The sequence below is a fragment of the Micromonospora sp. NBC_00858 genome, from assembly GCF_045207365.1.
Taxonomy (GTDB): Bacteria; Actinomycetota; Actinomycetes; order Mycobacteriales; family Micromonosporaceae; genus Micromonospora.
In genome coordinates this window covers 7,166,045-7,191,172 of sequence record NZ_CP108828.1, presented here as the reverse complement: position 1 = coordinate 7,191,172, position 25,128 = coordinate 7,166,045, and the positions used below count along the sequence as shown (strand labels likewise).

The 25,128-nt window shown below is 73.0% G+C and carries 22 protein-coding genes; 11 read left to right on the top strand and 11 right to left on the bottom strand.

Annotated features, from left to right (window positions below; translation table 11 throughout):
* Nucleotides 1–46 precede the first annotated feature (46 nt).
* Complete coding sequence (locus OG990_RS33540) at nucleotides 47–343, top strand: hypothetical protein (RefSeq protein WP_406078277.1); 297 nt, start codon at nucleotides 47–49, stop codon at nucleotides 341–343.
* Nucleotides 340–1,932 carry an alpha/beta hydrolase gene (locus OG990_RS33535; RefSeq protein WP_406078276.1) on the top strand — a complete coding sequence of 531 codons (1,593 nt, stop codon included), beginning with the start codon at nucleotides 340–342 and terminating at the stop codon, nucleotides 1,930–1,932. Before OG990_RS33540 ends, OG990_RS33535 begins: the two co-directional genes overlap by 4 nt.
* A gap of 163 nt (nucleotides 1,933–2,095) precedes the next feature.
* Here the strand turns inward: OG990_RS33535 and glmS are convergent, their stop codons facing one another.
* On the bottom strand, nucleotides 2,096–4,009 hold the full coding sequence (gene glmS, locus OG990_RS33530) for a glutamine--fructose-6-phosphate transaminase (isomerizing) (RefSeq protein WP_406078275.1): 1,914 nt from the start codon (nucleotides 4,007–4,009) through the stop codon (nucleotides 2,096–2,098).
* Nucleotides 4,010–4,756: 747 nt separating this feature from the next.
* On the opposite strand from glmS, the gene OG990_RS33525 reads away from it, so the two are divergent.
* Nucleotides 4,757–5,275 (top strand): MmpS family transport accessory protein, encoded by a 519-nt coding sequence (locus OG990_RS33525; RefSeq protein ID WP_406078274.1) that lies wholly within the window; start codon nucleotides 4,757–4,759, stop codon nucleotides 5,273–5,275.
* Between the two features lie 79 nt (nucleotides 5,276–5,354).
* Nucleotides 5,355–6,512: a pyridoxal phosphate-dependent aminotransferase gene (locus OG990_RS33520; RefSeq protein ID WP_406081964.1), complete on the top strand. Its 1,158-nt coding sequence runs from the start codon at nucleotides 5,355–5,357 to the stop codon at nucleotides 6,510–6,512.
* Here the strand turns inward: OG990_RS33520 and OG990_RS33515 are convergent.
* Nucleotides 6,478–7,110: a PadR family transcriptional regulator gene (locus OG990_RS33515; protein WP_355609798.1), complete on the bottom strand. Its 633-nt coding sequence runs from the start codon at nucleotides 7,108–7,110 to the stop codon at nucleotides 6,478–6,480. The two genes, OG990_RS33520 and OG990_RS33515, sit on opposite strands and share 35 nt — an antisense overlap.
* 75 nt (nucleotides 7,111–7,185) lie before the next feature.
* Here OG990_RS33515 and OG990_RS33510 point away from each other — a divergent pair, with 75 nt between their 5' ends.
* Together OG990_RS33510 and OG990_RS33505 are read left to right on the top strand one after the other, a co-directional pair.
* On the top strand, nucleotides 7,186–10,011 hold the full coding sequence (locus OG990_RS33510) for an FtsX-like permease family protein (RefSeq protein ID WP_406078273.1): 2,826 nt from the start codon (nucleotides 7,186–7,188) through the stop codon (nucleotides 10,009–10,011).
* A 6-nt stretch (nucleotides 10,012–10,017) separates the two neighbouring features.
* Nucleotides 10,018–10,764: an ABC transporter ATP-binding protein gene (locus tag OG990_RS33505; protein WP_406078272.1), complete on the top strand. Its 747-nt coding sequence runs from the start codon at nucleotides 10,018–10,020 to the stop codon at nucleotides 10,762–10,764.
* A 21-nt stretch (nucleotides 10,765–10,785) separates the two neighbouring features.
* Here the strand turns inward: OG990_RS33505 and glmM are convergent, their stop codons facing one another.
* From glmM to OG990_RS33470, 7 genes are all read right to left on the bottom strand, one after another.
* The gene (gene glmM, locus OG990_RS33500) at nucleotides 10,786–12,141 is read right to left on the bottom strand and encodes a phosphoglucosamine mutase (RefSeq protein WP_328420424.1); all 1,356 of its coding nucleotides are present in this window, start codon (nucleotides 12,139–12,141) and stop codon (nucleotides 10,786–10,788) included.
* A 116-nt stretch (nucleotides 12,142–12,257) separates the two neighbouring features.
* On the bottom strand, nucleotides 12,258–12,722 hold the full coding sequence (rpsI, locus tag OG990_RS33495; protein ID WP_328420426.1) for a 30S ribosomal protein S9: 465 nt from the start codon (nucleotides 12,720–12,722) through the stop codon (nucleotides 12,258–12,260).
* Nucleotides 12,723–12,742: 20 nt separating this feature from the next.
* Nucleotides 12,743–13,186, bottom strand: coding sequence for a 50S ribosomal protein L13 (gene rplM / locus OG990_RS33490; protein ID WP_109815637.1), 444 nt, complete (start codon nucleotides 13,184–13,186; stop codon nucleotides 12,743–12,745).
* Nucleotides 13,187–13,395: 209 nt separating this feature from the next.
* Nucleotides 13,396–14,778, bottom strand: a complete 1,383-nt coding sequence (locus OG990_RS33485; protein ID WP_406078271.1) for an MFS transporter — start codon at nucleotides 14,776–14,778, stop codon at nucleotides 13,396–13,398.
* 141 nt (nucleotides 14,779–14,919) lie between these two features.
* Nucleotides 14,920–15,264: a hypothetical protein gene (locus OG990_RS33480; protein WP_406078270.1), complete on the bottom strand. Its 345-nt coding sequence runs from the start codon at nucleotides 15,262–15,264 to the stop codon at nucleotides 14,920–14,922.
* Nucleotides 15,203–15,460, bottom strand: coding sequence for a DUF6364 family protein (locus OG990_RS33475; protein ID WP_328420433.1), 258 nt, complete (start codon nucleotides 15,458–15,460; stop codon nucleotides 15,203–15,205). The genes OG990_RS33480 and OG990_RS33475 overlap by 62 nt, the downstream gene beginning before the upstream one ends.
* Before the next feature lie 87 nt (nucleotides 15,461–15,547).
* Nucleotides 15,548–16,255, bottom strand: coding sequence for a class I SAM-dependent methyltransferase (locus tag OG990_RS33470; RefSeq protein ID WP_406078269.1), 708 nt, complete (start codon nucleotides 16,253–16,255; stop codon nucleotides 15,548–15,550).
* Between the two features lie 238 nt (nucleotides 16,256–16,493).
* On the opposite strand from OG990_RS33470, the gene OG990_RS33465 reads away from it, so the two are divergent.
* From OG990_RS33465 to OG990_RS33445, 5 genes are read left to right on the top strand one after another with little or no spacing between them, the layout of a single operon-like run.
* Nucleotides 16,494–18,713, top strand: a complete 2,220-nt coding sequence (locus tag OG990_RS33465) for a molybdopterin oxidoreductase family protein (RefSeq protein ID WP_406078268.1) — start codon at nucleotides 16,494–16,496, stop codon at nucleotides 18,711–18,713.
* Complete coding sequence (locus tag OG990_RS33460; RefSeq protein ID WP_406078267.1) at nucleotides 18,710–20,149, top strand: FAD-dependent oxidoreductase; 1,440 nt, start codon at nucleotides 18,710–18,712, stop codon at nucleotides 20,147–20,149. Before OG990_RS33465 ends, OG990_RS33460 begins: the two co-directional genes overlap by 4 nt.
* A complete protein-coding gene (gene nirB, locus OG990_RS33455; protein WP_406078266.1) occupies nucleotides 20,146–22,659 on the top strand; it encodes a nitrite reductase large subunit NirB in 2,514 nt (837 codons plus the stop codon). Before OG990_RS33460 ends, nirB begins: the two co-directional genes overlap by 4 nt.
* Nucleotides 22,656–23,003 carry a nitrite reductase small subunit NirD gene (gene nirD, locus OG990_RS33450; RefSeq protein WP_328420443.1) on the top strand — a complete coding sequence of 116 codons (348 nt, stop codon included), beginning with the start codon at nucleotides 22,656–22,658 and terminating at the stop codon, nucleotides 23,001–23,003. The genes nirB and nirD overlap by 4 nt, the downstream gene beginning before the upstream one ends.
* Nucleotides 23,003–24,091, top strand: coding sequence for a uroporphyrinogen-III synthase (locus tag OG990_RS33445; RefSeq protein ID WP_328420445.1), 1,089 nt, complete (start codon nucleotides 23,003–23,005; stop codon nucleotides 24,089–24,091). Before nirD ends, OG990_RS33445 begins: the two co-directional genes overlap by 1 nt.
* A 42-nt stretch (nucleotides 24,092–24,133) precedes the next feature.
* On the opposite strand, the gene OG990_RS33440 is transcribed toward OG990_RS33445, so the two are convergent.
* A complete protein-coding gene (locus OG990_RS33440) occupies nucleotides 24,134–24,757 on the bottom strand; it encodes an ATP/GTP-binding protein (RefSeq protein ID WP_328420446.1) in 624 nt (207 codons plus the stop codon).
* Entirely contained in the window at nucleotides 24,738–25,103 is a 366-nt protein-coding gene (locus OG990_RS33435; protein ID WP_406078265.1) for a DUF742 domain-containing protein, read from the bottom strand. The genes OG990_RS33440 and OG990_RS33435 overlap by 20 nt, the downstream gene beginning before the upstream one ends.
* Nucleotides 25,104–25,128 lie beyond the last annotated feature (25 nt).

The following is a 25,128-nucleotide window of genomic DNA, read 5'->3' as shown; positions in this document are numbered from 1 at the left end:
GCCTAGCGTCGGCGCGTCGATATCGATCGTCCACGGGGGTGTGGTCATGACCGAGGAGCCGTTCGCCGTCCGGCCGGAGGAGCTGCGCGCCGTGGCCGTCGCGCTCGACAACACGGCGCACCGCTTGGCGCTGGGCCTGGCCGGGTTGCCCGGGCTGCTGGTGCCGGCGCCCGAGTGGCGGGCCGCCGTCGCCCTGGTTGAGCTGGAGGCGGCCGGGCACGCCTGGTTCTGCCGGCTGGGCGCGCGGGCGGCGGCGACCGCCGGTGGGGTCCGGGCGGCGGCGGAGGCGTACGAGACGGTGGACGACCGGGCCGCCGGCCGGTTCGCCGGCCTGCCCCGGTGACCACCGTCGGCTACCGGCAACTCTGGGCTGCGGACCCGGGCGGGTGGCGGGCCGCCGGGGCGGCGTGGGCCGGGTTGACCGGGCCGGTCGAGCGGCGCGCCGGCGAGCTGGGTGGGGCCACCGGGCGGCTGCGGGACGGCTGGTCCGGTGCGGCCGCCACGGCGGCGGACGCCCGGCTCGCCGGCCTGCGCGACGACCTGACCTCGGTCGTTCCCGCGTTGATCGAGGCCGACCAGGTGCTGGCCGAGTTGGCCGGCCGGCTGGTGGTGGCGAAGGCGCGGCTCGGCGAGGCGGTCGCCCTGGCCGATGCGTCCGGCCTGGTGGTGGACCGGGCGGGCGGGGTGCACGTTGATCCGACCCGGGCGCGGCCGACCGAGCGGGCCGGCCAGGCGGCAGCCCGGGTGGCGGCGGCGCTGCGGGACGCGCTCGACCGGGCCGGGGCGGCCGACCGCACAGCCGCCGACCGGTTGGACGAGTTGGCCCGCGCCGCCCGCTCCGGCTGGGCGTCCCCGCCACCGCCCGGCCGCCCGGCTCCCGGTGCCGCGCCGGCCCTGGTCCGGGCCTGGTGGTCCGGGTTGACCCCGGCGCAGCGGCGGTGGCTGGTCGGGCACGAGCCGACCCTGGTCGGCCGCCTGGACGGGGTGCCGGTAGCCGCCCGCGACCAGGCCAACCGGCTGCGACTCGGTGCCTGGCGCGAGGAGTTGCTGGCCGAGCGGCGACGGTTGCTGACTCGGGTGCCGCCCGGGCCGGCCGCGTCGGTCCGGCTGCGCGGGGTGGCGGCGCGGCTGGCCGGGCTGGAGGCGCTGGCTGGGCGGCTGGTGGCGGCCGGGGAGCCGCGGGCGTACCTGCTCGGGCTGGACGCGGCCGGGGAGGGGCGGGTGGTGATGGCACTCGGCGACCCGGACCATGCCGACCGGGTGTTGACCTATGTGCCGGGGATGACGGCGGGTCTGGACGACGCCCCCGGCGAGCTGGGCCGGGCGGCGCGGGTCCTGGACCGGTGTGCCGCGCTCGCCCCGGGTGAGCGCAGCTCGGCGGTGCTCTGGCTGGACTACGACGCACCGGACTTCCTGCCCGAGGCGGCCTCGGCCGGCCAGGCCCGCGACGCCGGGCCGGCGTTGCACCGCTTCCAGGAGGGGCTACGGGCCAGCCACGAGGGACCGCCGGCCCGGCAGACCGTCCTGGGGCACAGCTACGGCTCGCTGGTGGTGGGCATGGCAGCCCGGGAGCACGGGTTGGCCGCCGACGCGCTGGTCTTCGTCGGCTCACCCGGGGTGGGTGCGGCGCACGCCGCCGAGTTGGGCCTGCCGCCCGGGCAGGTCTGGGCCAGCAGCGCCCCCGACGACGTGATCCGGCTGGCCCGCCCCGCCGACGAACTGGCCCGGCGGGCGCTGCTCGGCGCTGCCCCGCTCGCCGCCGTACTCGGCTGGCCCGACCGGGGCGGGCACGAGCTGTGGTTCGGCCACGACCCGGCTGATCCCGGGTTCGGCGGGCGGGTCTTCCCCAGCGACCGGCGCGGGCACGCCGGCTACTGGGACCCGGGCAATCCGGCGCTCGACGGGATGGCCCGCGTCGTGCTGGGCCGCTGACGGTGGCCACTTGTCGGCGGCGAATGCCGGGCTCGCCCGTTTGGCGGTCTCCTCGCCCAGGTCGCCACCGCCACCGGCACCGGCACCGGCACCGGCACCGGCTCGACAAGAAGCCCCGGCCACCGCAGGTGCGGCGACCGGGGCTCCGGAGGTCGGGCCTCGGTTACTCGACGGTGACCGACTTGGCCAGGTTGCGGGGCTGGTCCACGTCGTGCCCCCGGGCAGCGGCGATCTCGGCGGCGAGCACCTGCAACGGCACCGTGGTGACCAGCGGGGCCAGCAGCGTCGGCGTACGCGGCACGTAGATCAGGTGGTCGGCGTACCGGACGACGGCCTCGTCGCCCTCCTCCGCGATGACGATGGTCCGTGCGCCGCGCGCCCGCACCTCCTGGATGTTGGAGACGACCTTGTCGTGCAGCATGCCCCGGCCGACCGGCGAGGGCACCACGCAGATCACCGGGGTGCCCTTGTCGATCAGCCCGATCGGGCCGTGCTTCAGCTCGCCGGCGGCGAAGCCCTCGGCGTGCATGTACGCCAACTCCTTGAGCTTGAGCGCGCCCTCCAGGGCCACCGGGTAGCCGACGTGTCGGCCGATGAACAGTATCGTCGGCTCGGACTTCAGCTCCCGGGCCAGCTCGCGGACGGGCTCGATGCGGTCCAGCAGCTCGCGCAGCTTGCCCGGCATCTCCTGGAGCTGAGCCACCACCGCGCCCACCTCGTCGGCGAACTTGATCCCGCGCACCTGGGCCAGGTGCAGGCCGATCAGGTAGCAGGCGACGAGCTGGGTGAGGAACGCCTTGGTGGAGGCGACGGCGATCTCCGGCCCGCCGTGGGTGTAGAGCACGGCGTCCGACTCGCGGGGGATGGTCGAGCCGTTGGTGTTGCAGATCGCGAGCACCCGGGCCTTCTGATCCTTGGCGTGGCGCAGCGCCATCAGGGTGTCCATGGTCTCGCCAGACTGCGAGATCACCACGATCAGCGTGGAGCGGTCGAGCACCGGGTCGCGGTAGCGGAACTCGCTGGCCAGCTCCACCTCGCAGGGGATCCGGGTCCAGTGCTCGATGGCGTACTTCGCCACCATCCCGGCGTGGTAGGAGGTGCCGCAGGCCACGATGAAGATCTTGTCCACGTCGCGCAGATCCTGGTCGCTGAGGCGGACCTCGTCGAGGGCGATCTCACCGGTCTCGGTGAGCCGGCCGAGCAGCGTGTCGGCGATGGCCTGCGGCTGCTCCTCGATCTCCTTGAGCATGAACCAGTCGTAGCCACCCTTCTCGGCGGCCGACGAGTCCCAGTCGACGTGGAAGTCCTTGCCGCTGGCGGGCTGGCCGTGGAAGTCGGTGATCTCGATGCTGTCACCGGTGATCAGGACGATCTGGTCCTGGCCCAGCTCGACCGCTTCCCGGGTGTGCTCGATGAACGCGGCGACGTCGCTGGCCAGGTAGTTTTCCCCGTCGCCCCGACCAACCACGAGCGGCGAGTTGCGCCGGGCGCCGACGACCGCGCCGGGCACCGAGGCGTCGACGGCGAGCAGGGTGAAGGCACCCTCCAGCCGCTGGCAGACCACCCGCATTCCGGCGGCGAGCAGCTGCGGGCTGTCCGGCTGACCGGCTGCGCGCAGGTCGGCCAGCGCGGCGGAGAGCAGGTGGGCCGCGCATTCGGTGTCGGTGTCGCTGGTGAACTGGACGCCGTCGGCCTCCAGCTCGGCGCGCAGCTTGGCGAAGTTCTCGATGATGCCGTTGTGGATCACCGCGACCCGGCCGTCGGGGGCGAGGTGCGGGTGGGCGTTGCGGTCGGTCGGGCCGCCGTGGGTGGCCCAGCGGGTGTGGCCGATGCCGGTGGTGCCGTCACCGATGCCGATCGGGCTGGCCGCGCAGGAGGCCGGGTCGTCGGCGGCCCGCTCGGAGAGCACCTTCTCCAGGTTGGCCAGCTTGCCGGCCTTCTTCTCGATCAGCAGCTGGTCATCGCAGACGATCGCGACGCCCGCCGAGTCGTAGCCGCGGTATTCCAGCCGCCGCAGCCCGTCGAGCACGATGCCGAGTGCGGGGCGCGCGCCCGCGTATCCCACGATTCCACACATGGCCCGCAGCCTAACCCAGTTTCGCTCATCATGGGTGCTCGAAAGTCGGCTAAACAATCACCGAATCTGAGCGATCGGTGGCTGGCGGGACGCAACGGGACGAGCTTCACCGGTCCGGTCGGGGCCCGGGCCGGGGCGAGGGGGTTGCGGACGGTCTCCGGGTACGAAAGTCTCTCGGCGGGTTCGGCGCGTCCCTTCCCTGGCCCGTTCGTCCCATACCCACTCCCGCCCGGAGCAGCCATGTCCGACGCGCCCCCGCCCGATCCGTCCCCGACCCCGTCCCCGGAGCCGTCACCCGGCGCGACGCCGGGACCGTCCGCCGAGCCGCACCCCGCGGGAGCGGGCACCCCACCGCCGGACCCGACGGCACCGCACTCCTGGGCACCCCCGAGCCCGCTTCCGGCACCTGACCCGCTGGGCCCGGGCCAACCGTGGGCACCACAGGCCCCGTGGACACCGTCCCCGCCGGCCCCGTGGACACCCGGACCTCCGGCAGCGCCATGGACGCCGGATCCGCCCGCCGCCCCGTGGACACCGTCCCCGCCGCCCGCCTCCTGGACGCCGGGATCGCCGGACACCCCCGGGCCACCGGCAACCTCCTGGACGCCGGGAGCATCGGAGGCGCCCTGGCCGCCGTCGGCCTCCGGTCCGCCGCCCGCCGGTTGGCCGCCGCCCGGCTATCCGCCGCCCTACGCCTACCCCGGGTACCCGCAGGTCGGCGGCAGCCCGTCCAGCGACACCGGTCGGGTGGTCGGGATCGTCGTCGCGGTCGTCGTGGTGCTCGTCCTCACCGTCTGTGGCTGCTTCTGCGTGGGCGGCCTGCTGCTCAGCGAGGGAGCCCCGGACCCGGTCGCCAGTGACCCGTACGACGGCCCGTACGGCGACGACGACGGCTGGGCCGCGCCCACCGCCGAGCCGACCACCGTGGTGCCGACCACCACCGCACCCACCCCCACCAAGAAGCCGATCACCAGCCCGACCTCGGGGCCGGCACCGGTGACGGTGGTCTACGAGGTCACCGGAGCGGGCGAGGCGGACATCTCGTTCTACGACGCCGAGAGCGACCTCATCCACGTCGACCGTGCGAAGCTGCCCTGGCGCACCACCATCCGGACCAACGGCCAAAGCCGGGTCATGGTGGAGGCCACCTGGCCCGACGAGGTGGGCGACAAACCGATCGACTGCACCGTCACGGTCACCGGCGCCGGCAAGCCGGTGATCAACAAGACCGAGGGGTACTGGCGGACCACCTGCACGACGGAGTGAGGCTGGGGTTCGGCCCGGGGGTGGCCGTAGGCTGGCGCAGGTGACGACGAGCACCAATGTCGACCCGCTGGTGGCCCGGATGCGGCCGTTCGGCACCACGATCTTCGCGGAGATGTCCGCCCTCGCCGTACGGACCGGGGCGGTCAACCTCGGCCAGGGCTTCCCGGACACCGACGGCCCACCGGAGATGCTGGCCGCCGCGGCCGAGGCGCTGCGTGGCGGGCAGAACCAGTACCCGCCAGGGCCGGGCATCCCGGCCCTGCGTGCGGCGGTCGCGGAGCACCAACGGCGGTTCCACGATCTGGCGTACGACCCGGACGGCGAGATCGTGATCACCGCAGGCGCGACCGAGGCGATCGCGGCCAGCATCCTCGCCCTCTGCGAGCCGGGCGACGAGGTGGTCTGCTTCGAGCCGTACTACGACTCGTACGCCGCCTCGATCGCGCTGGCCGGCGCGGTCCGGCGGCCGGTCACGCTTCGTCCCGCCGCCGACGGCCGGTACGCCTTCGACCCGGCCGCGCTGCGCGCGGCGTTCGGCCCCCGCACCCGGCTGGTACTGCTCAACTCGCCGCACAACCCCACCGGCAAGGTCTTCACCCCGGCCGAGCTGGCGCTGGTCGCCGAGCTGTGCCAGGAGCACGGCGCGTACGCGGTCACCGACGAGGTGTACGAGCACCTGGTCTTCACCGACGCGGCGAGCCCGCACGTGTCGCTGGCCAGCCTGCCCGGGATGCGAGAGCGAACGCTGCGCATCTCGTCCGCCGGCAAGACCTTCTCCTGCACCGGTTGGAAGGTCGGCTGGGTGAGCGGTCCGGCGGCGCTGGTCTCGGCGGTGTTGCGGGTGAAGCAGTTCCTCACCTTCGTCAACGCGGCACCGCTGCAACCGGCGGTCGCCGTGGCACTGGCCCTGCCGGACGACTACTACACGGGCTTCCGGGACGGGCTCCAGCAGCGCCGTGACCAGCTCGTCGGCGGCCTCACCAACGCCGGGTTCGAGGTGCTGGTGCCGGAGGGGACGTACTTCGTCACGGCCGACGTCACCGCCCTGGGCGGCCGGGACGGGGTGGATTTCTGCCGCTCGCTGCCGGAGCGCTGCGGCGTGGTGGCAGTGCCCACCCAGGTCTTCTACGACGACGCCAACGCGGGCCGGCGGCTGATCCGCTTCGCCTTCTGCAAGCGTCCCGAGGTGCTGACCGAGGCGGTCACCCGGCTGCGCGCTCTGAGCCCGAGCCACTGACCGGCCCGGGGAGGGCCGACCCGGGGTCGCTCGACGACTGATCCGCCGTCGATGTCGCGAGCCGGGTCAGCAGTTGGCCCTCGTCACCGAGCAGCACCGACTCGGCGTCGTCCACGAACGACAGGTCCGCCGTCACGTGCCGGCTCGCGGCGGTGAGCAGCAACCCGACCACCGGGTCCTCGACGGCACGGCGTAGGCCGTCCAGATTGCGCAGCTCGCGCAGCAGGTGCCCGCGCTGGTTGCTGAGCACCGCGCGAACCGTGGCTGCCGAGCCGGACCGGGCGGCGGCGGTGACCTTGAGGAAGAAGTCGTCCCGGAATCCGCCGCTGCGCGGACTCGGCTCGGCCAACCACCGCGCCAACTCCGCGCGGCCGTCCGGGGTGATCTCGTAGACCACCCGGTCCGGCTTGATCGGCTGCGGTTGCCGTTCGGCGACGACCAGCTCGTCCCGGGAGAGCCGGTCGAGGATCTGGTAGAGGTGACCGATGTTCAGCGGCCCCCACTGCGGGCCGACGGCGGCCTCGAACGCGCCCTTGAGCTGGTAGCCGTGGCTGGGGCCACCAGCGAGCAGGGCGAGGACGGCGTGCTGGATCGCCATGTCACCTCCGGTACGGGTCTTGCATTGTCACAATGTATCGCGCAGAGTGGGAGACAGCACACGGGGAGGCGCGACATGCTCGGCTTCATCTGGAGACAGCTGCGCGGCCGTGCGGGGCGGTCGGTGGCGCTGTTGGTCGGCGTGCTGGTGGCCACCACCGGCTTCGTGGTCCTGACCGGCGCCACCACCACCTCCCACCTGGACGTCATCGGCACGGTCGAGCGCAACACCCAGGTCGCCTACGAGATCCTGGTCCGTCCGAAGGGGACGCGCACTCCGCTGGAGGCCGAGCGCGGGCTCGTCCGCCCCAACTATCTCTCCGGGCTCTTCGGCGGCATCACCGCCCAGCAGTACGAGCAGGTACAAGCGGTCCCCGGCATCGAGGTGGCGGCCCCGATCGCGATGCTCGGCTATTCCACCACCCTGCTACCGACGCCGATCGACCTCACCGACGCCGTCGACCGATCGCTCGATCGTCAGGTCATCCGGGTCGACCCGACCTTCCACGCCGAACGCGGTCTCTCCAGCGCGCCGGGCAAACCCCGGTACGTGTACGTGACCACGAAGCCGCTGATCTACCCCCGGCTCGACGGGGAGATCGACAGCAGTGCCACGCCGTACTCCGATGGGCGGTCGTACCCCTGGTCGGACACCTGTGGGCTTACTACCCGGGAGGTGCAGCCGGACGGGCGCAGCCTTCCCATCTGCGATCCGCAATTCGCCCTGCTCGGAAACCCGGGCACGCTCTCCGAGCGCGAGCACTGGTCCCTGGACGCCGTGCAACTGCTGCCCGACGGCCGGTTCCAAGGCCCGCCCTACCTGCTGGCGACCGACCGGGACGGCTCCTCGACACCCGCCGACCGGCTGGTGCTGGCGTACGACCTGACCGTGCCGTTCCTCCTGGCGGCGGTGGACCCGGCGGCCGAGGAACAGCTGGTCGGCCTCGACGATGCCGTGGTCACGGGCCGATCCGTCCGCGTGGACGACACGGTTGCCGTCAGACGCCTCGGCACGGCGGAGAACCACGAGGTGCCGGTCCTCGTCACCAACCGACCCTTCATCGACGAGTCGCTGGCGGCCAGATTCACCCGGCTCGCGATCAGTCCCGTCGGCGTGGAGGCAATCGACCTGGAAAAGACGTTGAGCCGCCCTGGTGGGACTCCGGCCGGGTCCAGCCGGTACGACCTCACCGCCGGCCACCAGGCGATGCTGACCGAGGAGCTGTCGCCGGCCGGGTGCTGTGTCGGCCAACTGCAAACCGTCGTGCAGTCGGCCGACGTGCAGTACGACCGGCTACCCGACGGCAGCCTGCGCGCGCGCCAGCAGCCGCCCGGCAACCCCGAGGTGTACGGCGAAGAGGAAGCCTTCAACCCGATGCCCCGACCCTGGCTCGCCGACGACAGCGGTTCGCGATCGGTACGGGCGCTGCCGCTACCCACGGGCGGAAACACCCCCAATCGCTTCTGGCGGGCCATCGGTGTCTTCGACCCGGGCCGGCTGACCGGGTTCAGCGACCTCGGCCAACTCCCGCTGGAGACCTACCAGGCGCCGATGGCGCAGGGTGCCGACGACCGCAGCCGGGCAGCACTGGGCGGTCAGCCACTGGCGCCCAGCGGCAATCCCGCCGGCTACCTCTCGGCGCCGCCGCTGCTCCTCACCAACCTCGGCAGCGTGCCGAAACTCCTTCAGGGCGGCGGCGGGCCACAGGCCAGGGCGCCGATCAGCGCGATCCGGGTGCGGGTGGCCGATGTGGGCGGCTACAGCGAGCATTCCGCCGAGCGGGTCCGGCTGGTCGCCGAGCAGATCGCGGCACGCACCGGGCTGGACGTCGACATCACGCTCGGCTCCTCGGCCGCACCACAGACCGTGGAGTTGCCCGCCGGCTCGTTCGGACGGCCGATGCTGCGGCTGACCGAGAACTGGTCGGCACTCGGCGTGGCATCGGTCATCACGCAGGCGGTGGACCGTAAGAGCCTGGTGCTCTTCGTGCTGGTGCTGGTGGTCTGCGTGCTGTTCCTCGGCAACGCGGTCAGCGCTGCCGTCCGCGACCGGCGCTCCGAACTGGCGGTGCTCTCCTGCCTCGGCTGGCCGGTCCGTCGGATCGCGGCGCTGATCCTCGGCGAGGTCGCCCTGCTCGGGCTCATCGCCGGTCTGTTGTCGCTGACGCTCGCGGTGCCGCTCGGGATGGCGCTCGGCATCGACGTCGACTGGCGGCGGTCGGCCCTGGCCGTACCCATCGCCCTGCTGCTCGCTCTGGCCGCGGGCCTGGTGCCGGCGCTGCGGGCCGCGCGCGCCCACCCGGCCGCCGCCCTCCGCCCGATGGTCGCTCCCGCCGGCTGGGCACGTCGGCCGCGGACCCTCTTCGGGCTGGCCCTGGTCAACCTGGCCCGCACCCCCGGGCGCACATTCCTCGGTGCCGGTGCGCTGGCGATCGGGGTGGCCGCGCTGACGCTGGTCGCCGCCGCCACGTGGGCGTTCCGGGGCGCAATCGTCGGCAGTCTGCTCGGCGACATGGTCTCGCTGAGCGTGCGCGGCGCGGACACCGTGGCCGCTGCCGCCACGGTGCTGCTCGGTGCCGCAGCGGTCGCGGACGTGCTCTACCTGAACATCCGCGACCGGGCCGCCGAGCTGGCAACCCTGCGCGCGATCGGCTGGACCGACGCCGAGCTGGGCCGGCTGGTCGGCTACGAAGGGCTGGCGCTGGGGATCGTGGGGGCGACGACCGGAGCGGCGATCGGCCTGGCCAGCGCGGGCTGGCTGATCGGCGACCTTCCCGGCGCGCTGGTCCTGGTCGCCGCGCTGACGGCGCTGGCGGGCGCGTTGGTCAGCGCCGTCGCCGCGCTGGTGCCCGCCGCTCTGTTGCCGCGCCTGCGGCCCGCCCGACTACTGGCAGAGGAGTAGCAGATCATGAGCGAGCAGAGCGGCAGCGCGATCGCGGTCGACCACCTGATCCGACAGTTCGGCACCGGCGCGGACCGGTTGACGGCCGTCGACGACGTGTCCCTGACCATCGCGGCCGGTTCGGTGGTCGCGCTGACCGGGCCGAGCGGGTCGGGCAAGTCGACGCTGCTACACCTGATCGGCGCGATCGAGCAGCCCGACGAGGGCACCGTCACCGTCGACGGCGTGGTGGTCAGCAGCCTGCGCAGGGCGGCGCTGGCACGCTTCCGGCAACGGGTCGGCTTCGTGTTCCAGCGTTATCACCTGCTGCCCGCGCTCACCGTGCTGGACAACGTGATCGCGCCCGTCCTCCCCCGCCGGGGCCGGGCCGATCACGCGGCCCGAGCCCGGGAGTTGCTGGACGCGGTTGGCCTGGCCGGGCGGGAGCGCGCGCTGCCCGCGCAGCTCTCCGGCGGTCAGCAGCAACGGGTCGCCATCGCCCGGGCGCTGATGGGCACACCGGGCCTGCTCCTGGCCGACGAGCCCACCGGCAACCTCGACTCGACCACCGGCGGGCAGATCCTCGATCTGCTGCTCGACCTTCGCGACCGGCACGGCATGACCATCCTGCTGGCCACACACGAACAGGCCATCGCCGCCCGCTGCGACCGACTGGTCCGTCTGAACGACGGACGTGTCACCGAGGACCTGGACCTCACCGACGGCGAGGACCCGGCCGAGACGTACGAGCGGGCGGCCCGGCTACGGCTGTGACGGCGCAGCGGGACGGCGGTTTCAGCCGACAGGGCTGGCGGTGCGGACCTGCTCGGCGATCCGCTCGGCGACCTCGCGGGCGGTCTGCTCGGTAGCCGCCTCGACCATCACCCGGACCAGCGGCTCGGTGCCCGACGGGCGCAGCAGCACCCGGCCGGTCTCGCCAAGTTCCGCCTCGACCCGCTCGACCTCGGCGCGTACGGCCGGTGCGTTGGCGCCGACGGTCCGGTCGCCGACGGGCACGTTGATCAGCACCTGGGGCAGCTTGGTGACCACCGAGGCCAGCTCGGCCAGGGACCGGCCGGTGGCCGCCATCCGGGCCATCAGGTGCAGGCCGGTGAGCACCCCGTCGCCGGTGGTGGCGTGTGCGGGCATGACGATGTGGCCGCTCTGCTCGCCGCCGAGCGCCAGCCCGGAGCCGCGCAGCTCCTCCAGCACGTACCGGTCGCCGACCTTGGTCTCGATCAGCCGGATGCCCTGCGCGGACATGGCCAGCCGCAGCCCGAGGTTGCTCATCACGGTGGCCACCAGGGTGTCCTGGGTGAGCGTGCCGGCGTCCCGCATGGCCAGCGCGAGGATCGCCATCACCTCGTCGCCGTCGACCTCGTCGCCGTCGGCGGTGACCGCCACGCAGCGGTCGGCGTCACCGTCGTGGGCGATGCCCAGGTGGGCGCCGTGCTCGACCACGGCCTCGCGCAGCGCCTCGATGTGGTTGGAGCCGCAGTCGTCGTTGATGTTCAGCCCGTCCGGCTCGGCGTGGATCGCCACGACCTCCGCGCCAGCCTCCCGGTAGGCGACCGGGGCTACCTCGGCGGCGGCTCCGTTGGCGCAGTCGACCACGACCTTGATCCCGTCGAGCCGGTGCGGCACGGTGCCGACCAGGTGCTGGACGTAGTGGTCCGCACCGTCGAGCAGGTCGTGCACCCGGCCGACGCCGGCGCCGATCGGCCGGTCCCAGGCGGTGGTGGCGTTCGTCTCGACGGCCGCCTCGATCTGCATCTCGATCTCGTCGGGCAGCTTGTGCCCGCCGGCGGCGAAGAGCTTGATGCCGTTGTCCGGCATCGGGTTGTGTGACGCGGAGAGCATCACGCCGAGGTCTGCCTTGGCCTCCGCGGTGAGGTACGCCACCGCCGGGGTGGGCAGCACGCCGACCCGCACCACGTTGGCACCGGCGCTGGTGAGCCCGGCCACCACGGCAGCCTCCAGCATCTCCCCGCTGGCCCGGGTGTCCCGGCCGACCACCGCGAGCGGCGGATGGCTGCGGTCCGTCTCGGCGAGAGTGTGCGCGGCGGCCACGGCCAGCGCGAGCGCCAACTCGGGGGTGAGATCCGCGTTCGCCCGCCCGCGTACGCCGTCCGTGCCGAACAACCGACCCATAGCCGCCAACCTCCGATGACACTGCTGTTAAGGAGAAAGCGGAACGGCCGGCCCACCTCCCCGTTGGAGGGGAGGCGGACCGGCCGTCCGTCAGAAGTACAACGCGCTGGCGAAGATCAGCGCTTCGAGTACTGGGGAGCCTTACGGGCCTTCTTGAGGCCGTACTTCTTGCTCTCCTTGACCCGGGCGTCCCGAGTGAGGAAGCCGGCCTTCTTCAGGGCCGGGCGGTCGTCCGGCTCGTTCACGATCAGCGCCCGGGCGATGCCCAGCCGCAGCGCGCCGGCCTGGCCGGTGGTGCCGCCGCCGCGCAGGTTGGCGATGACGTCGAACTGCTCGGGCTTCTCGGCGGTGACCAGCGGGTCCTTGATCAGCTGCTGGTGCACCTTGCTCGGGAAGTAGGCCTCAAGGTCGCGGCCGTTGCAGGTGATCTTGCCGGTGCCCGGAACGATACGGACCCGGACGATGGCCTGCTTGCGCCGACCCACGGTCTGGATCGGGCGGTCACCACGCGGCGCGCGGGCGACGGGCGCGGGCGCCTCGGTGGCCTCGGGGGCAACCTCGGTCTCGGTGATGTCGGTCATGCTGCTTCCTTCGCCCGCGCTCACTGCGCGATCTGCTTGATCTCGAACGGCATCGGCTGCTGAGCGCCGTGCGGGTGCTCGGCACCGGCGTAGACCTTCAGCTTCTTGATCAGCTGACGGCCGAGCTTGTTGTGCGGGAGCATCCCCTTCACGGCCAGCTCGATGGCCCGCTCGGGGCGCTTGGTCAGCAGCTCGTCATAGCCGACCTGCTTCAGACCACCCGGGTAACCGGAGTGGCGGTAAGCAACCTTGGTCTGGCGCTTGTTGCCGGTCAGCGCAACCTTGCCCGCGTTCACGATGACGACAAAGTCGCCCGTGTCGACGTGCGGCGCGAAAGTCGGCTTGTGCTTACCACGCAGCAACGTGGCGGCGTGGGTGGCCAGGCGGCCCAGCACGACATCAGAGGCGTCGATGACGTGCCACTGACGCTCGATCTCACCCGGCTTCGGGCTGTACGTACGCACAGGTCTACCTTGTCTCGTCGTCGGTCTGGGGTCGCGCGCCGAGGTGACCAGATCTTGCAGGCCGGACCAGCGCGCACGAACGACCAAGCGTACCTGATAGGGCACGCCTCTGGATGTCGTACAACAGCAGGCAACGATACCGGGCGCCCGGTCGGCAGGTCAAAACGGGGGTACGGCCCCGCGCGGCGACCCAACGGCCGTGGCCCAGCTCACACGCCAGCGAGCCCTTCGGCCCTCGGACGACGATACGCGACCCAGGTCACCGCGACACACAGCGCGTACCAGCCGATGAACGCCAGGTAGGCGGCGTCGGCCTTGCCGGAGCCGAGGAACGACTGGCGGAACGCGACGTTGACCAGCACCCCGCCGGAGGCGCCGACCGCGCCGGCGATCCCGATCAACGCGCCGGTCATGCGCCGCGCCCAACGGGCGGCGGCCTCCGGGTCGCGCCGGCCCGCGGCCACCGCGTCCGCCGCCCGGGCCCGGAAGATGGCCGGGATCATCTTGTACGTGGAGCCGTTGCCGATGCCGGAGAAGACGAAGAGGGCGAGGAACCCGGCCAGGTAGAGCCCGAACGAGCGCTCCCGGGCCGCGTACAGCACCGCTCCGGCGCCGGCCGCCATCGCCACGAAGTTCCAGAAGGTCACCCGGGCTCCGCCGAGTCGGTCGGCGAGGTGCCCGCCCAGCGGCCGGATCAGCGAGCCCACCAGCGGGCCGAGGAAGGTCAACCAGGCAGCGTCGACGGGGGTCGGGAACCGCTCGGCGAACTGGAGCTGGAGCACCTGACCGAACGCGAAGCCGAACCCGATGAACGAGCCGAAGGTGCCGATGTAGAGGAGCGACATGATCCAGGTGTGCGGGTCGCGGGCGGCCTCGCGCAGCGCGCCCGGCTCGTTGCGCGCCCCGGGCACGGTGTCCAACCAGCGGGCCGCCGCCAGCGCGGCCAGCACGATCAGCGGCAGGTAGACCGCCGGAACCAGCCGGGGGTACGCGGCACCGGCGGTGGCCAGCACCGCCAGCCCGACCAACTGCACCGCGGGTACGCCCAGGTTGCCGCCACCGGCGTTGAGCCCGAGGGCCCGGCCTTTCAGCCGCTGTGGATAGAACAGGTTGATGTTCGCCATCGAGGATGCGAAGTTGCCACCTCCGACGCCGGTGAGGCAGGCGAGCACCATCAGCGTGGTGTAGGACACCCCGGGCTCCAGCAGCAACGTCATCGGCACCGCGGGCACCAGCAGCAGCAGTGCGCTGACGATCGTCCAGCGCCGCCCACCGAAGCGGGCCACCGCCAGCGTGTACGGCAGCCTCAGCACTGCGCCCAGCGCGGCCGGCACCGCGGTGAGCAGGAATTTCCCGGCCGGATCGATGCCGTACTCGGGGCCGAGGAAGAGCACGGTCACCGACCAGAGGCTCCACACCGAGAAGCCGACGTGCTCGGCGAAGATCGAGACCCAGAGGTTGCGCCGGGCGATCGGTGCGCCCGTTGTCCGCCAGAAGTCGGGGTCCTCGGGGCGCCAGTCGTCGAGGCGGTGCCGGCGCCCCGTGGCGCCCGGCGGCACGGCGGTGACTGCGGTGCTGGTGAGCGTGCTCACTGCGGCTCCTCCTCGTCGATGTGACCAGGGGGAACGCTAGGAACACCGGGTTACCGGGCGGTGCCCGTCGCGGGTCGGCCCGGAAACGGTAACCGCACCGCGGGCCGGCAGCGGTAGTGAGCGGGGCACCCCGGTCGGAGGTCAGAGCTCCTGGAGGATGCGCAGCGCGCGGCCGACCCGGAGCATGGTGTCGGTGTCGGCGACGTCCACGCAATCGGTGAACCACTTCTTCATCGGCGAGGAGAGACGGTCGGGCATCACCACGTAGCGGCCCATCGTCACGGCGAGCGGGGAGTCCCGCAGCAGCGACTCCTCGACCACCTCGACCACGATCACGATCGGCACGTCGGTGGAGTTGTAGACGTCCGAACTGATCACGAGTCCGAGGCGTTCCCGAGCGCCCTCGATGCGCCAGACCTCACCCCTACGCAGCACGCGGCCGGCCGCGGAAGAGCAGGTCGTCGACCATGCCCACCTCGCGGGCATCGGCGAGGGCGGCGGACTCCAGGTCCATGCCGGCGCGACCCACGGCGGCGGCATGCGCGGTGAAGACCTCGCGCAGCGCCTTCTCCCGGGCGGCCTGGTCCATCCACGCGGAGAGCGACAGCCCTTCGCGCTTGGCGAACCGCCGGGCCTCCTCGATCGTCTCGTCTGTGAACGACAGGGTCACCTTGGCAGTCATGCCGAGGAGACTACCCATCGGTATGACCACCAGTCATCCGCGCGCCCGCCAACTCACCCCCGGTCGTCGAAACGCACATTCCGGCCCTCACCGGGTCGACTCGGCAGCCCGGCCGCCGAACACCGCGAAGCGCCATTCCTTGAAGTAGCAGTCGACGTCGACCAGGCCTGCCTCGGCGAGCCACTGGCACTGCTCGGCGACCGTCGACGGCCGGTCGTGCCGCATCCGCTCCCGGGCGGCGGCGATCTCCTCGGGGGGCGAGCCCAACTCGGTGATCCGTGCCGTCCACACCTCGTCGTAGCGCCGGTCCAGGGCCGGGGTCGGGCCGGCCACCTGCTCGGCGTTGACGAACACCCCGCCGGGCACCAGCGCCGCGGAGGCCCGCCGGTAGAGCGCACGCTTGTCGGCGTCGTCCAGGTGGTGGATCGCCAGCGCGCTGACCACCGCGTCGTACCGACCGGCCGGTAGCGGGTCGGCCAGGCCGGCCCGGACCGTCCGGTGCGGTATGGACCGGGCGTTCAACTGGTCGGCGGCGCGGGCGAGCATCGCCGGCGCGGCGTCCACCAGGGTCAGCCGCACCCCCGGCACCGCCTCGGCGAGCAGGAGCGAGAGCAGGCCGGTGCCGGCGCCCAGATCCAGCACCTCCGGGGCACGCCCGGCGGCCAGTGCGGCGCGCAGGGGTGGAGCGGCCACCTGGACGGCGGTGCCGTAGAAGGCGTCGAAGCAAGGCACCAGTCGCCTGCGTGCCTCGTCGTAGCTGCCGGCAACCGCGTCGAAGGCGTCCGCCACGCTCATCGCACTCTCCCATTCTATGAGAAAACCTTCCCATATGTTAGACGGGAACCGCGTGACTGGCGTAGCACCGACCGCACGGTGAGACGCGGGCGGCGCAGGCCACGGCTGGCGGACAGCAGGCCGACGGACACCACCCACCCGTCACGTCCGCTGCCCCTGTGCGGTGTGAGCCCCACTTGACAGGACCGAAACAGAAGAGACCCGGACCGGAAACCGCCCGGCGGCACGCTTTCCCGACATGACAGACGGTGCGCGGTCGGCAACTCGCCCGGGGCGGACGCCCCGAGAGGTGGCGACACACTGCCCGTACTGCGCGCTCCAGTGCGGCATGGTGCTGCGCCAGGACGACGACGGGGTGACGGTGCACCCCCGCCAGTTCCCCACCAACCGGGGCGGGCTCTGCCAGAAGGGCTGGACCGCCGCCGACCTGCTCGACCACCCGGAGCGGCTGACCACCCCGCTGCTGCGCGACCCGGCCACCGGCGAGCTGCGCCCGGCCAGCTGGGACGCCGCGCTGGATCGGGTCGTCGCCGGCATCCGCACCGTCCAGGACGGCGCCGGCCGGGACGCGGTCGCCGTCTTCGGTGGCGGTGGCCTGACCAACGAGAAGGCGTACGCGTTGGGGAAGTTCGCCCGCATCGCACTGCGCACCCGGCACATCGACTACAACGGACGATTCTGCATGTCTTCGGCGGCGGCTGCCGGCCTGCGCGCCTTCGGGGTCGATCGAGGGCTGCCGTTCCCACTGGCCGACCTGGGCCAGGCCGACACCCTGCTGCTGGTCGGCGCGAACCCGGCGGAGACCATGCCGCCGCTGGTGCGCTGGCTCACCGAGCAGCGCCGTAACGGTGGCCGGCTGATCGTCGTGGACCCCCGGGTCACCGCCACCGCCCGCCTGGCCGATCTGCACCTGCAACCGTTGCCCGGCACCGACCTCGCGGTGGCCAACGCGCTGCTGCACATCGCGCTCATCGAGGGCTGGATCGACCAGACGTACGTGGCCGAGCGGACCACCGGCTTCGAGGTGGTCCGTCGCAGTGTCGCCGCCTGGTGGCCGGCCCGCGCGGAGCAGCTCTCCGGGGTGCCGGTGGCCGACCTGGAGGCGACCGCCCGGGCGCTGGGCACTGGCGGGCGAGTGATCATCCTGACCGCGCGCGGTGCCGAACAGCATGCCAAGGGAGTGGACACGGTCACCGCGTACGTGAACCTGGCGCTTGCCCTGGGCCTGCCCGGCCGGACCGGCTCGGGGTACGGCTGCCTCACTGGCCAGGGCAACGGCCAGGGCGGGCGGGAGCACGGGCAGAAGGCCGACCAGCTCCCCGGCTACCGGCGGATCGACGACCCGGTGGCCCGGGAGCACGTGGCCGGGGTCTGGGGGGTACCGGCCGACGAGCTGCCCGGCCCGGGTGTGCCCGCCTACCAACTGCTCGACTCCCTCGGCACTCCCGACGGTCCCCGCGCGCTACTGGTGTTCGGCTCGAACCCGGTGGTCTCCGCGCCCCGGGCGGCCCGGATCGAGCGCCGGCTGCGCGACCTCGACCTGTTGGTCGTCGCCGACCTGCTGCTCTCCGAGACGGCCGCGCTGGCCGACGTGGTGCTGCCCATCGCGCAGTGGGCCGAGGAAGACGGCACGATGACCAACCTGGAGGGTCGTGTGCTGCGTCGGCGCGCGTTACGCCCGCCGCCACCGGGCGTCCGGACCGACCTGGCCATCATCTCCGACCTCGCGGTCCGGCTGGCCGCTGCCGACCCGGCGGCTCCCGGCGCGGCTGACCCGACAACCGAGGCGCAGAGCCGACCCGCGGCCATCGGGCCGGCCGCGGGGGGACCCGATGCCCGACCGGACGCCATCGCGGCGGCTCGGTTCCCGGCCGACCCGGCCGCCGTCTTCGCCGAGCTGCGCCGCGCCTCCGCTGGCGGGGCCGCCGACTACGCCGGCATCAGCTGGGCCCGGATCGACGCCGCTGACGGCGTCTACTGGCCCTGCCCGGCCGAGGATGGGCCGGACACGCCACGGCTCTTCACCGACCGGTTCGCCACCCCGGACGGCCGGGCCCGGTTCCACCCCGTCGACCACCGGCCGGCCGCCGAGGAGGTCTGCGCCACCTACCCGCTGCACTTCACCACCGGCCGGGTGCTGGCCCAGTACCAGTCCGGCACCCAGACCCGCCGGGTGGCCGCGCTGCGCCGCGCCGCGCCCGAGGCGTTCGTCGAGCTGCATCCCGACCTGGCCGCCCGGCTGGGCATCGACGACGGCGACCCGGTGCGGGTCACGTCGCGCCGAGGCGAGATGCTCGCTCCGGCCCGGCTCAGCGCGGGGATCCGACCAGACACCGTCTTCGCCCCGTTCCACTGGGCCGGGGTGGCCCGCGCCAACTCAGTGACCAACGACGCGGTGGACCCGATCTCCGGGATGCCCGAGTTCAAGATCTGCGCGGTCAGGGTGGAGAAGGCATGACCGCCCGAGTGGTGATCGTCGGCAACGGGATGGCGGGCGCCCGGCTGGCCGGCGAGCTACGCGTCCGGGAAGGGGACCGGAAGGTCACCGTGCTCGGGGCGGAGCCGCACCGCGCGTACAACCGCATCATGCTCTCCACGCTGCTGGCAGGTCGGATCGGCGAGCCGGACGTGGAGCTGACCGAGGCCGCCGTGCACGGCATCGACCTGCGCATCGGCGTACCGGTGACCGCGGTGGACCGGTCCGCCCGGGAGGTCCGCACCGCGCACGGCGAACGGATCTCCTACGACCACCTGGTGCTGGCCACCGGCAGCCGGGCGGTGGTGCCGCCACTGCCCGGCCTCGACCCGGGCGACCTGCCGGAGCGGGTGGTCCCGTTCCGCACCCTGGACGACTGCCGGCGGATCCTCGCCGCGGCGGACGGCGCGCACAGCGCACTCGTGCTCGGCGGCGGGCTGCTCGGCCTGGAGGCCGCCCGAGGGCTCGCCACGCGCGGGCTGGCCACAACCGTGGTGCATCCGACCGGGCACCTGATGGAACGGCAGCTCGACCCGGCGGCCGGCGCCGTGCTCGCCGGCACGCTCGCCGATCTCGGCGTCACCATCCAGCTCGCGGTGCCGGCGACCGGCGTGGCCACGGACGCCGACGGCGTACGCCTCGACCTGGCCGACGGCCGATCGCTGCACGCCGACCTGCTGGTGCTCTCCTGCGGGGTACGCCCGGACACCGCCCTCGCCGAGGCCGCCGGGTTGACCCTGCGACGCGGCGTGGTGGTGGACGACCGGCTGCGCACCAGCGACCGGCGCATCTCGGCGATCGGCGACTGCGCCGAGCACGACGGCGCGCTCACCGGACTGGTCGCACCCGCCTGGGCCCAGGCCCGGGTGCTCGCCGATGTGCTGACCGGGGCGGACCCGCTGGCCCGATACCGGCCACGGCCTGTGGTGACCCGACTCAAGGCGGCCGGGATCGACCTGGCCGCGATGGGCGACGCGGTGGGTGGCGAGCCGGGCGAGGAGCTGACCTTCACGGACCCGACCCGGGGCACGTATGCCCGGTTGCGGATCCGGGACGAGCGACTGATCGGCGCGATCCTGCTCGGTGACAACCCGGCGGTCGGCACGGTGATCCAGCTCTTCGACCGCGGTCACCCGGTGCCGGCCGACCGGCGGACGCTGCTGTTGGGCCGGTCGCTCGGCGCGACCGGTGCGGCGCCGGCCGCGTCACCGGCGCTGATGCCGGACGCGGCCACCGTCTGCCAGTGCAACACGGTGACCAAGGGCGCGCTGGTGCGCAGCTGGCGCTCCGGGGCCCGGACGGCCGGCGCGGTGGCGGCGGCGACCCGAGCCGGCACCGGCTGCGGCGGATGCCGGGACGCGGTGGGCGGGATCGTCGACTGGCTGGCCGAGGCGGAATCGGTGGAGGTGGCGCGATGAGCGGCGGTGACCTGGTCGTCATCGGCAATGGGATGGTCGGGCAGCGCTTCGTTGACGCGCTGCGCGCCCGTGACCCGCAGGGGCGCTGGTGGGTGACCGTGCTGGGCGAGGAGCGACGTCCGGCGTACGACCGGGTGCGGCTCTCGGCGTTCTTCGACGGGGTGAGCGAGAGTGAGCTCAACCTGCACACCCCGCACGACGGGGTGCGGCTGCGTCTCGGTGAGCCCGCCACCGCCATCGACCGGAGCCGGCGGGTGGTGACCACCGCCACCGGCGAGTACCGCTACGACATGCTGGTACTGGCCACCGGGTCCTACCCGTTCGTGCCGCCGGTGCCCGGCACGGAGCTGCCCGGAGTCTTCGTCTACCGGACCCTGGACGACCTCGCGGCGATCCAGGCGTACGCCCGAGGCCGGCGGGCCGGCGCGGTGATCGGCGGCGGGCTGCTCGGGCTGGAGGCGGCGAACGCCCTGCGGCTGCTCGGCCTGAGCACCGACGTGGTCGAGTTCGCGCCCCGGTTGATGCCGGTGCAGGTGGACCAGGCCGGCGGTGCGATGCTCCGCCGCTACGTCGAGGAGCTGGGCGTGCGGACCCACCTCGGGGTCGCCACCACCGCGATCCGGCCCGGCCCGGACGGCGCCGTTGCCGCCCTGGGGCTCTCCGACGGTGCTGATATCGACGCGGATCTGGTGGTGGTGGCCGCCGGCATCCGGCCCCGGGACGAGCTGGCCCGAGCCGCCGGCCTGCCACTGGGTCCGCGCGGCGGGGTGCTGGTCGACGCGACCTGCCGCACCGCCGACGAGCGGATCTGGGCGGTCGGCGAGTGCGCGGCGGTCGACGGCACCTGCCACGGCCTGGTCGCACCGGGATACGCGACGGCCGAGGTGGTGGCCGACCGGCTGGTGGGCGGCGCGGCGACCTTCCCGGGCGCGGACAGCGCGACCAAGCTGAAGCTGCTCGGCGTCGACGTGGCCTCGTTCGGCGACGCGCACGGCACGACCCCGGGCTGCCTGGACGTCACGTTCACCGACCCGGCCACCCGGGTCTACGCGAAGCTGGTCCTCTCCGACGACGCGCACACCCTGCTCGGCGGGGTGCTGGTCGGCGACGCCAACGCATACCCGACGCTGCGGGCGAGCGTGGGTGGTCCGCTGCCGGCCAAGCCGCTGGCGCTGCTCGCCCCGGACGGCGGCGGCGCGGACGCCGGCGCGCTGCCCGCCACCGCCCAGGTCTGCTCCTGCAACGCGGTGACCCGGAGCGACGTGGACGCCGCCATCGCCGGCGGCTGCGCGGACGTACCGGCGTTGAAGGCGTGCACCAGGGCCGGCACCAGCTGTGGCTCCTGCGTGCCGACGCTGAAGCAACTCCTGGACGCGGCCGGGGTGGCGCAGTCCACCGCGCTCTGCGAGCACTTCGACGTCAGCCGGCGGGAGCTGTTCGAGATCATCCGGGTGCGCGGCATCCGCACCTTCTCCCGGCTGGTCGCCGAGCACGGTCGGGGGCGCGGCTGCGACATCTGCAAGCCGGTGGTGGCTTCGATCCTCGCCTCGCTGGGCGCCGGGCACGTGCTCGACGGGGAGCAGGCGTCGTTGCAGGACACCAACGACCACTTCCTGGCCAACCTGCAACGCGACGGCAGCTACTCGGTGGTGCCCCGGATCCCCGGCGGCGAGATAACCCCCGAAAAGCTGATCGTGATCGGTGAGGTCGCCCGGGACTTCCAGCTCTACACGAAGATCACCGGCGGGCAGCGGATCGACCTGTTCGGGGCGCGGGTGGAGCAGTTGCCGCAGATCTGGCGGCGGCTGGTGGACGCCGGCTTCGAGTCCGGCCACGCGTACGGCAAGGCGCTGCGCACGGTGAAGTCCTGCGTCGGAGAGACCTGGTGCCGGTACGGGGTGCAGGACTCGGTGGGGTTGGCCGTGGCGCTGGAGCTGCGCTATCGGGGGTTGCGCGCCCCGCACAAGATCAAGTCAGCGGTCTCCGGCTGCGCTCGGGAGTGCGCCGAGGCACGTAGCAAGGACTTCGGCATCATCGCCACCGAAAGCGGCTGGAATCTCTACGTCGGTGGCAACGGTGGCTTCCGGCCCCGGCACGCCGATTTGTTCGCCACCGACCTGTCGACGGAAGCGCTGATTTCGCTGATCGACAGATTCTTGATCTATTACATCCGCACCGCCGACCGACTGCAGCGCACGGCCGGCTGGATCGAGGCGATGGACGGCGGCCTGGACCACCTGCGCTCGGTGATCGTGGACGACTCGCTGGGCCTCTGCGCCGAACTGGACGCGGCAATGGCCCGGCACGTGGCGTCGTACTCCGACGAGTGGCGCGACGTGCTGGACGACCCGGATCGGCTGCGCCGCTACACCTCCTTCGTCAATGCTCCCGAGGTACCCGACCCGTCGATCACCTTTGCGCGGGAACGCGGCCAGCCGGTGCCGGCGGGCGGCCACACCCCGGCCCGACCCCAGCCGGTCGCGCTGGGCCTGCCGGAGGTGCGGCGATGAACCACGCCACCACGCTGGGCTGGGCCCCGGTCTGCCCTCTCGACCGGCTGGAACCGGACCGGGGGGTCGCCGCCCTGGTCGACGGGGTGCAGGTCGCCCTCTTCCGGACCGCGGACGGGCTGTTCGCGATCGACAACCGCGATCCGGTCTCCGGGGCGTACGTGCTGTCCCGGGGCATCGTGGGCAGCCGCAGAGGGGTGCCGACGATCGCCTCGCCGTTGCACAAGCAGGTGTACGACCTCCGCACCGGGCACTGCCTCGACCTGCCCGGGGTGGCCGTGACCCGGCACGACGCGCGCTGCCGCGGCGGGCTGGTCGAAGTGCGGCTGCGACAGGAGGGCTGATGCGGGAGGAACTGGCCGGCTTCACCATCGGGGTGACCGCCGACCGGCGGCGCGACGAGCTGGCCGCGCTGCTCGAACGGCGAGGCGCCCGGGTGGTGCTCGCCCCGGCACTGCGGATCGTGCCGCTGTCCGACGACACCGAGCTGCGCGAGGCGACCCGGGCCTGCCTGGACCAGCCACCGGACATCCTGATGGCCAACACCGGTATCGGCATGCGTGGGTGGCTCGAGGCGGCCGAGGGCTGGGGGCTGGCCGAGTCGCTGCGCTCGGTCCTGGCCAGCTCGTACGTGGTCGCCCGGGGCCCCAAGGCACGCGGTGCGGTCCGGGCCGCAGGGCTGCACGATCAGTGGTCGCCTGCCTCGGAGAGCTGCGACGAGGTGGTCGACCACCTACGCCGGCGCGGCGTGGCCGGGCAGGTGATCGCCATGCAGCTGCACGGCGAGCGGCAGCCGGAGTGCACGCTCGCGCTGGAGGCGGCCGGTGCCACGGTCATCGAGGTGCCGGTCTACCGCTGGGCCCCGCCGACCGACCCGGCGCCGCTGCACCGACTGATCGACCTGATCGCCGGCCGGCTGGTGGACGCGGTGACGTTCACCTCGGCACCGGCGGCCGAGGCGCTGCTGCGGGCGGCCGGGGACCGCACCGACGCAATGGTGTCCGCGTTTCACAAGGACGTACTGGCCAGTTGCGTCGGCGCGGTCACCGCCGAGCCGCTGCTGCGGCGCGGGGTGCCGGTCTGTGCGCCCAGCCGGGCCCGGTTGGGCGCGCTGGTACGGACCATCGTCGAGGAGCTGCCCCGCCGAACCATGACGTTCAAGGCCGATGGGCACCTGCTCACCCTGCGCGGGCACGCCGCGGTGATCGACGGCGAGCTGCGCCCGCTCGCCCCTGCTCCGATGGCGGTGCTGCGGGCGCTGGCCCAGTCGCCCGGCCGGGTGCTGTCGCGCACGGCGCTGCTGCGGGCCCTGCCCCGTGGCGCGGACGAGCACGCGGTGGAGATGGCCGTGGCCCGGCTCCGGGCCGCCCTGCGCGCTCCCCGCGTGGTGCAGACCGTGGTCAAGCGCGGCTACCGGCTCCGGGTCGACTGACGCGTCGCGGCCGGCCGGAACGGACCGGCCGGCCGCCTCGGGTCAGCCGACCGGCGTGGGGAAGCCTCGACCCTGCTCGGACTGGAGCCGGAGCATGGCGTGCTCGACCACCGTCACCAGCACCTGCTTGACCGACTCCCGGTGCCGGGCGTCGGTCATCACCAGCGGCACGTGCGGCGAGATGGCCAGCGCCTCGCGGACCTCGTCCAGGTCGTACTGGGGAGCGCCGTCGAACCGGTTCAGCGCCACCACGTACGGCAGGTTGCGGTTTTCGAAGTAGTCCAGCGGGGCGAACGCATCGGTGATCCGGCGGGTGTCCACCAGCACGGCGGCACCCACCGCACCCCGGATGATCTCGTCCCACATGAACCAGAACCGGGTCTGGCCGGGTGTGCCGAAGAGGTACAGGATCAGGTCCTGGGCCATGGTGATACGGCCGAAGTCCATGGCGACCGTGGTGGTCTCCTTGCCCGGCACCTTGGACGGGTCGTCGATGCCGACACCGGCCGCGGTCATCACCGCCTCGGTGGTCAGCGGTGTGATCTCGGAGATCGAACCGACGAGTGTCGTCTTGCCGACGCCGAAGCCGCCCGCGACGACGATCTTCGCGGAGACGATTCCCCGGCTCTGCCGCCCCCCAGCGGGGTCATAGCCTGCGAAGTCCACTTAGCACCCTTCCAAGCAGTTCCATTCGCTCCTCGAATCCCTCGGCGGGAGCAGCAGTGTGTAACGTCAGCAGGCTCTCGGTCACCATGTCGGCGACCACCACCCGGGCGACGCCCAGCGGCATCCGGGTGTACGCGGCGATCTCCGCCAGCGACTGTGCCCGGCCTTCACAGACCGTGGCGATGCGGTGCTTGTCATGCCCGGCGAAGCGGGACTCGGCGACCTGGGTGGGAGAAGCCGTGAGGACCGCCTCGAGAGCGATGTCCTGCCGGGGCTCGGTACGACCACGGGTGACCGCGTACGGACGCACCAGAGCGCCGCGCGGGTCAGCGCGTCGTTGGTCCATCCCCGATCACCTCCTCGTCCCCTGC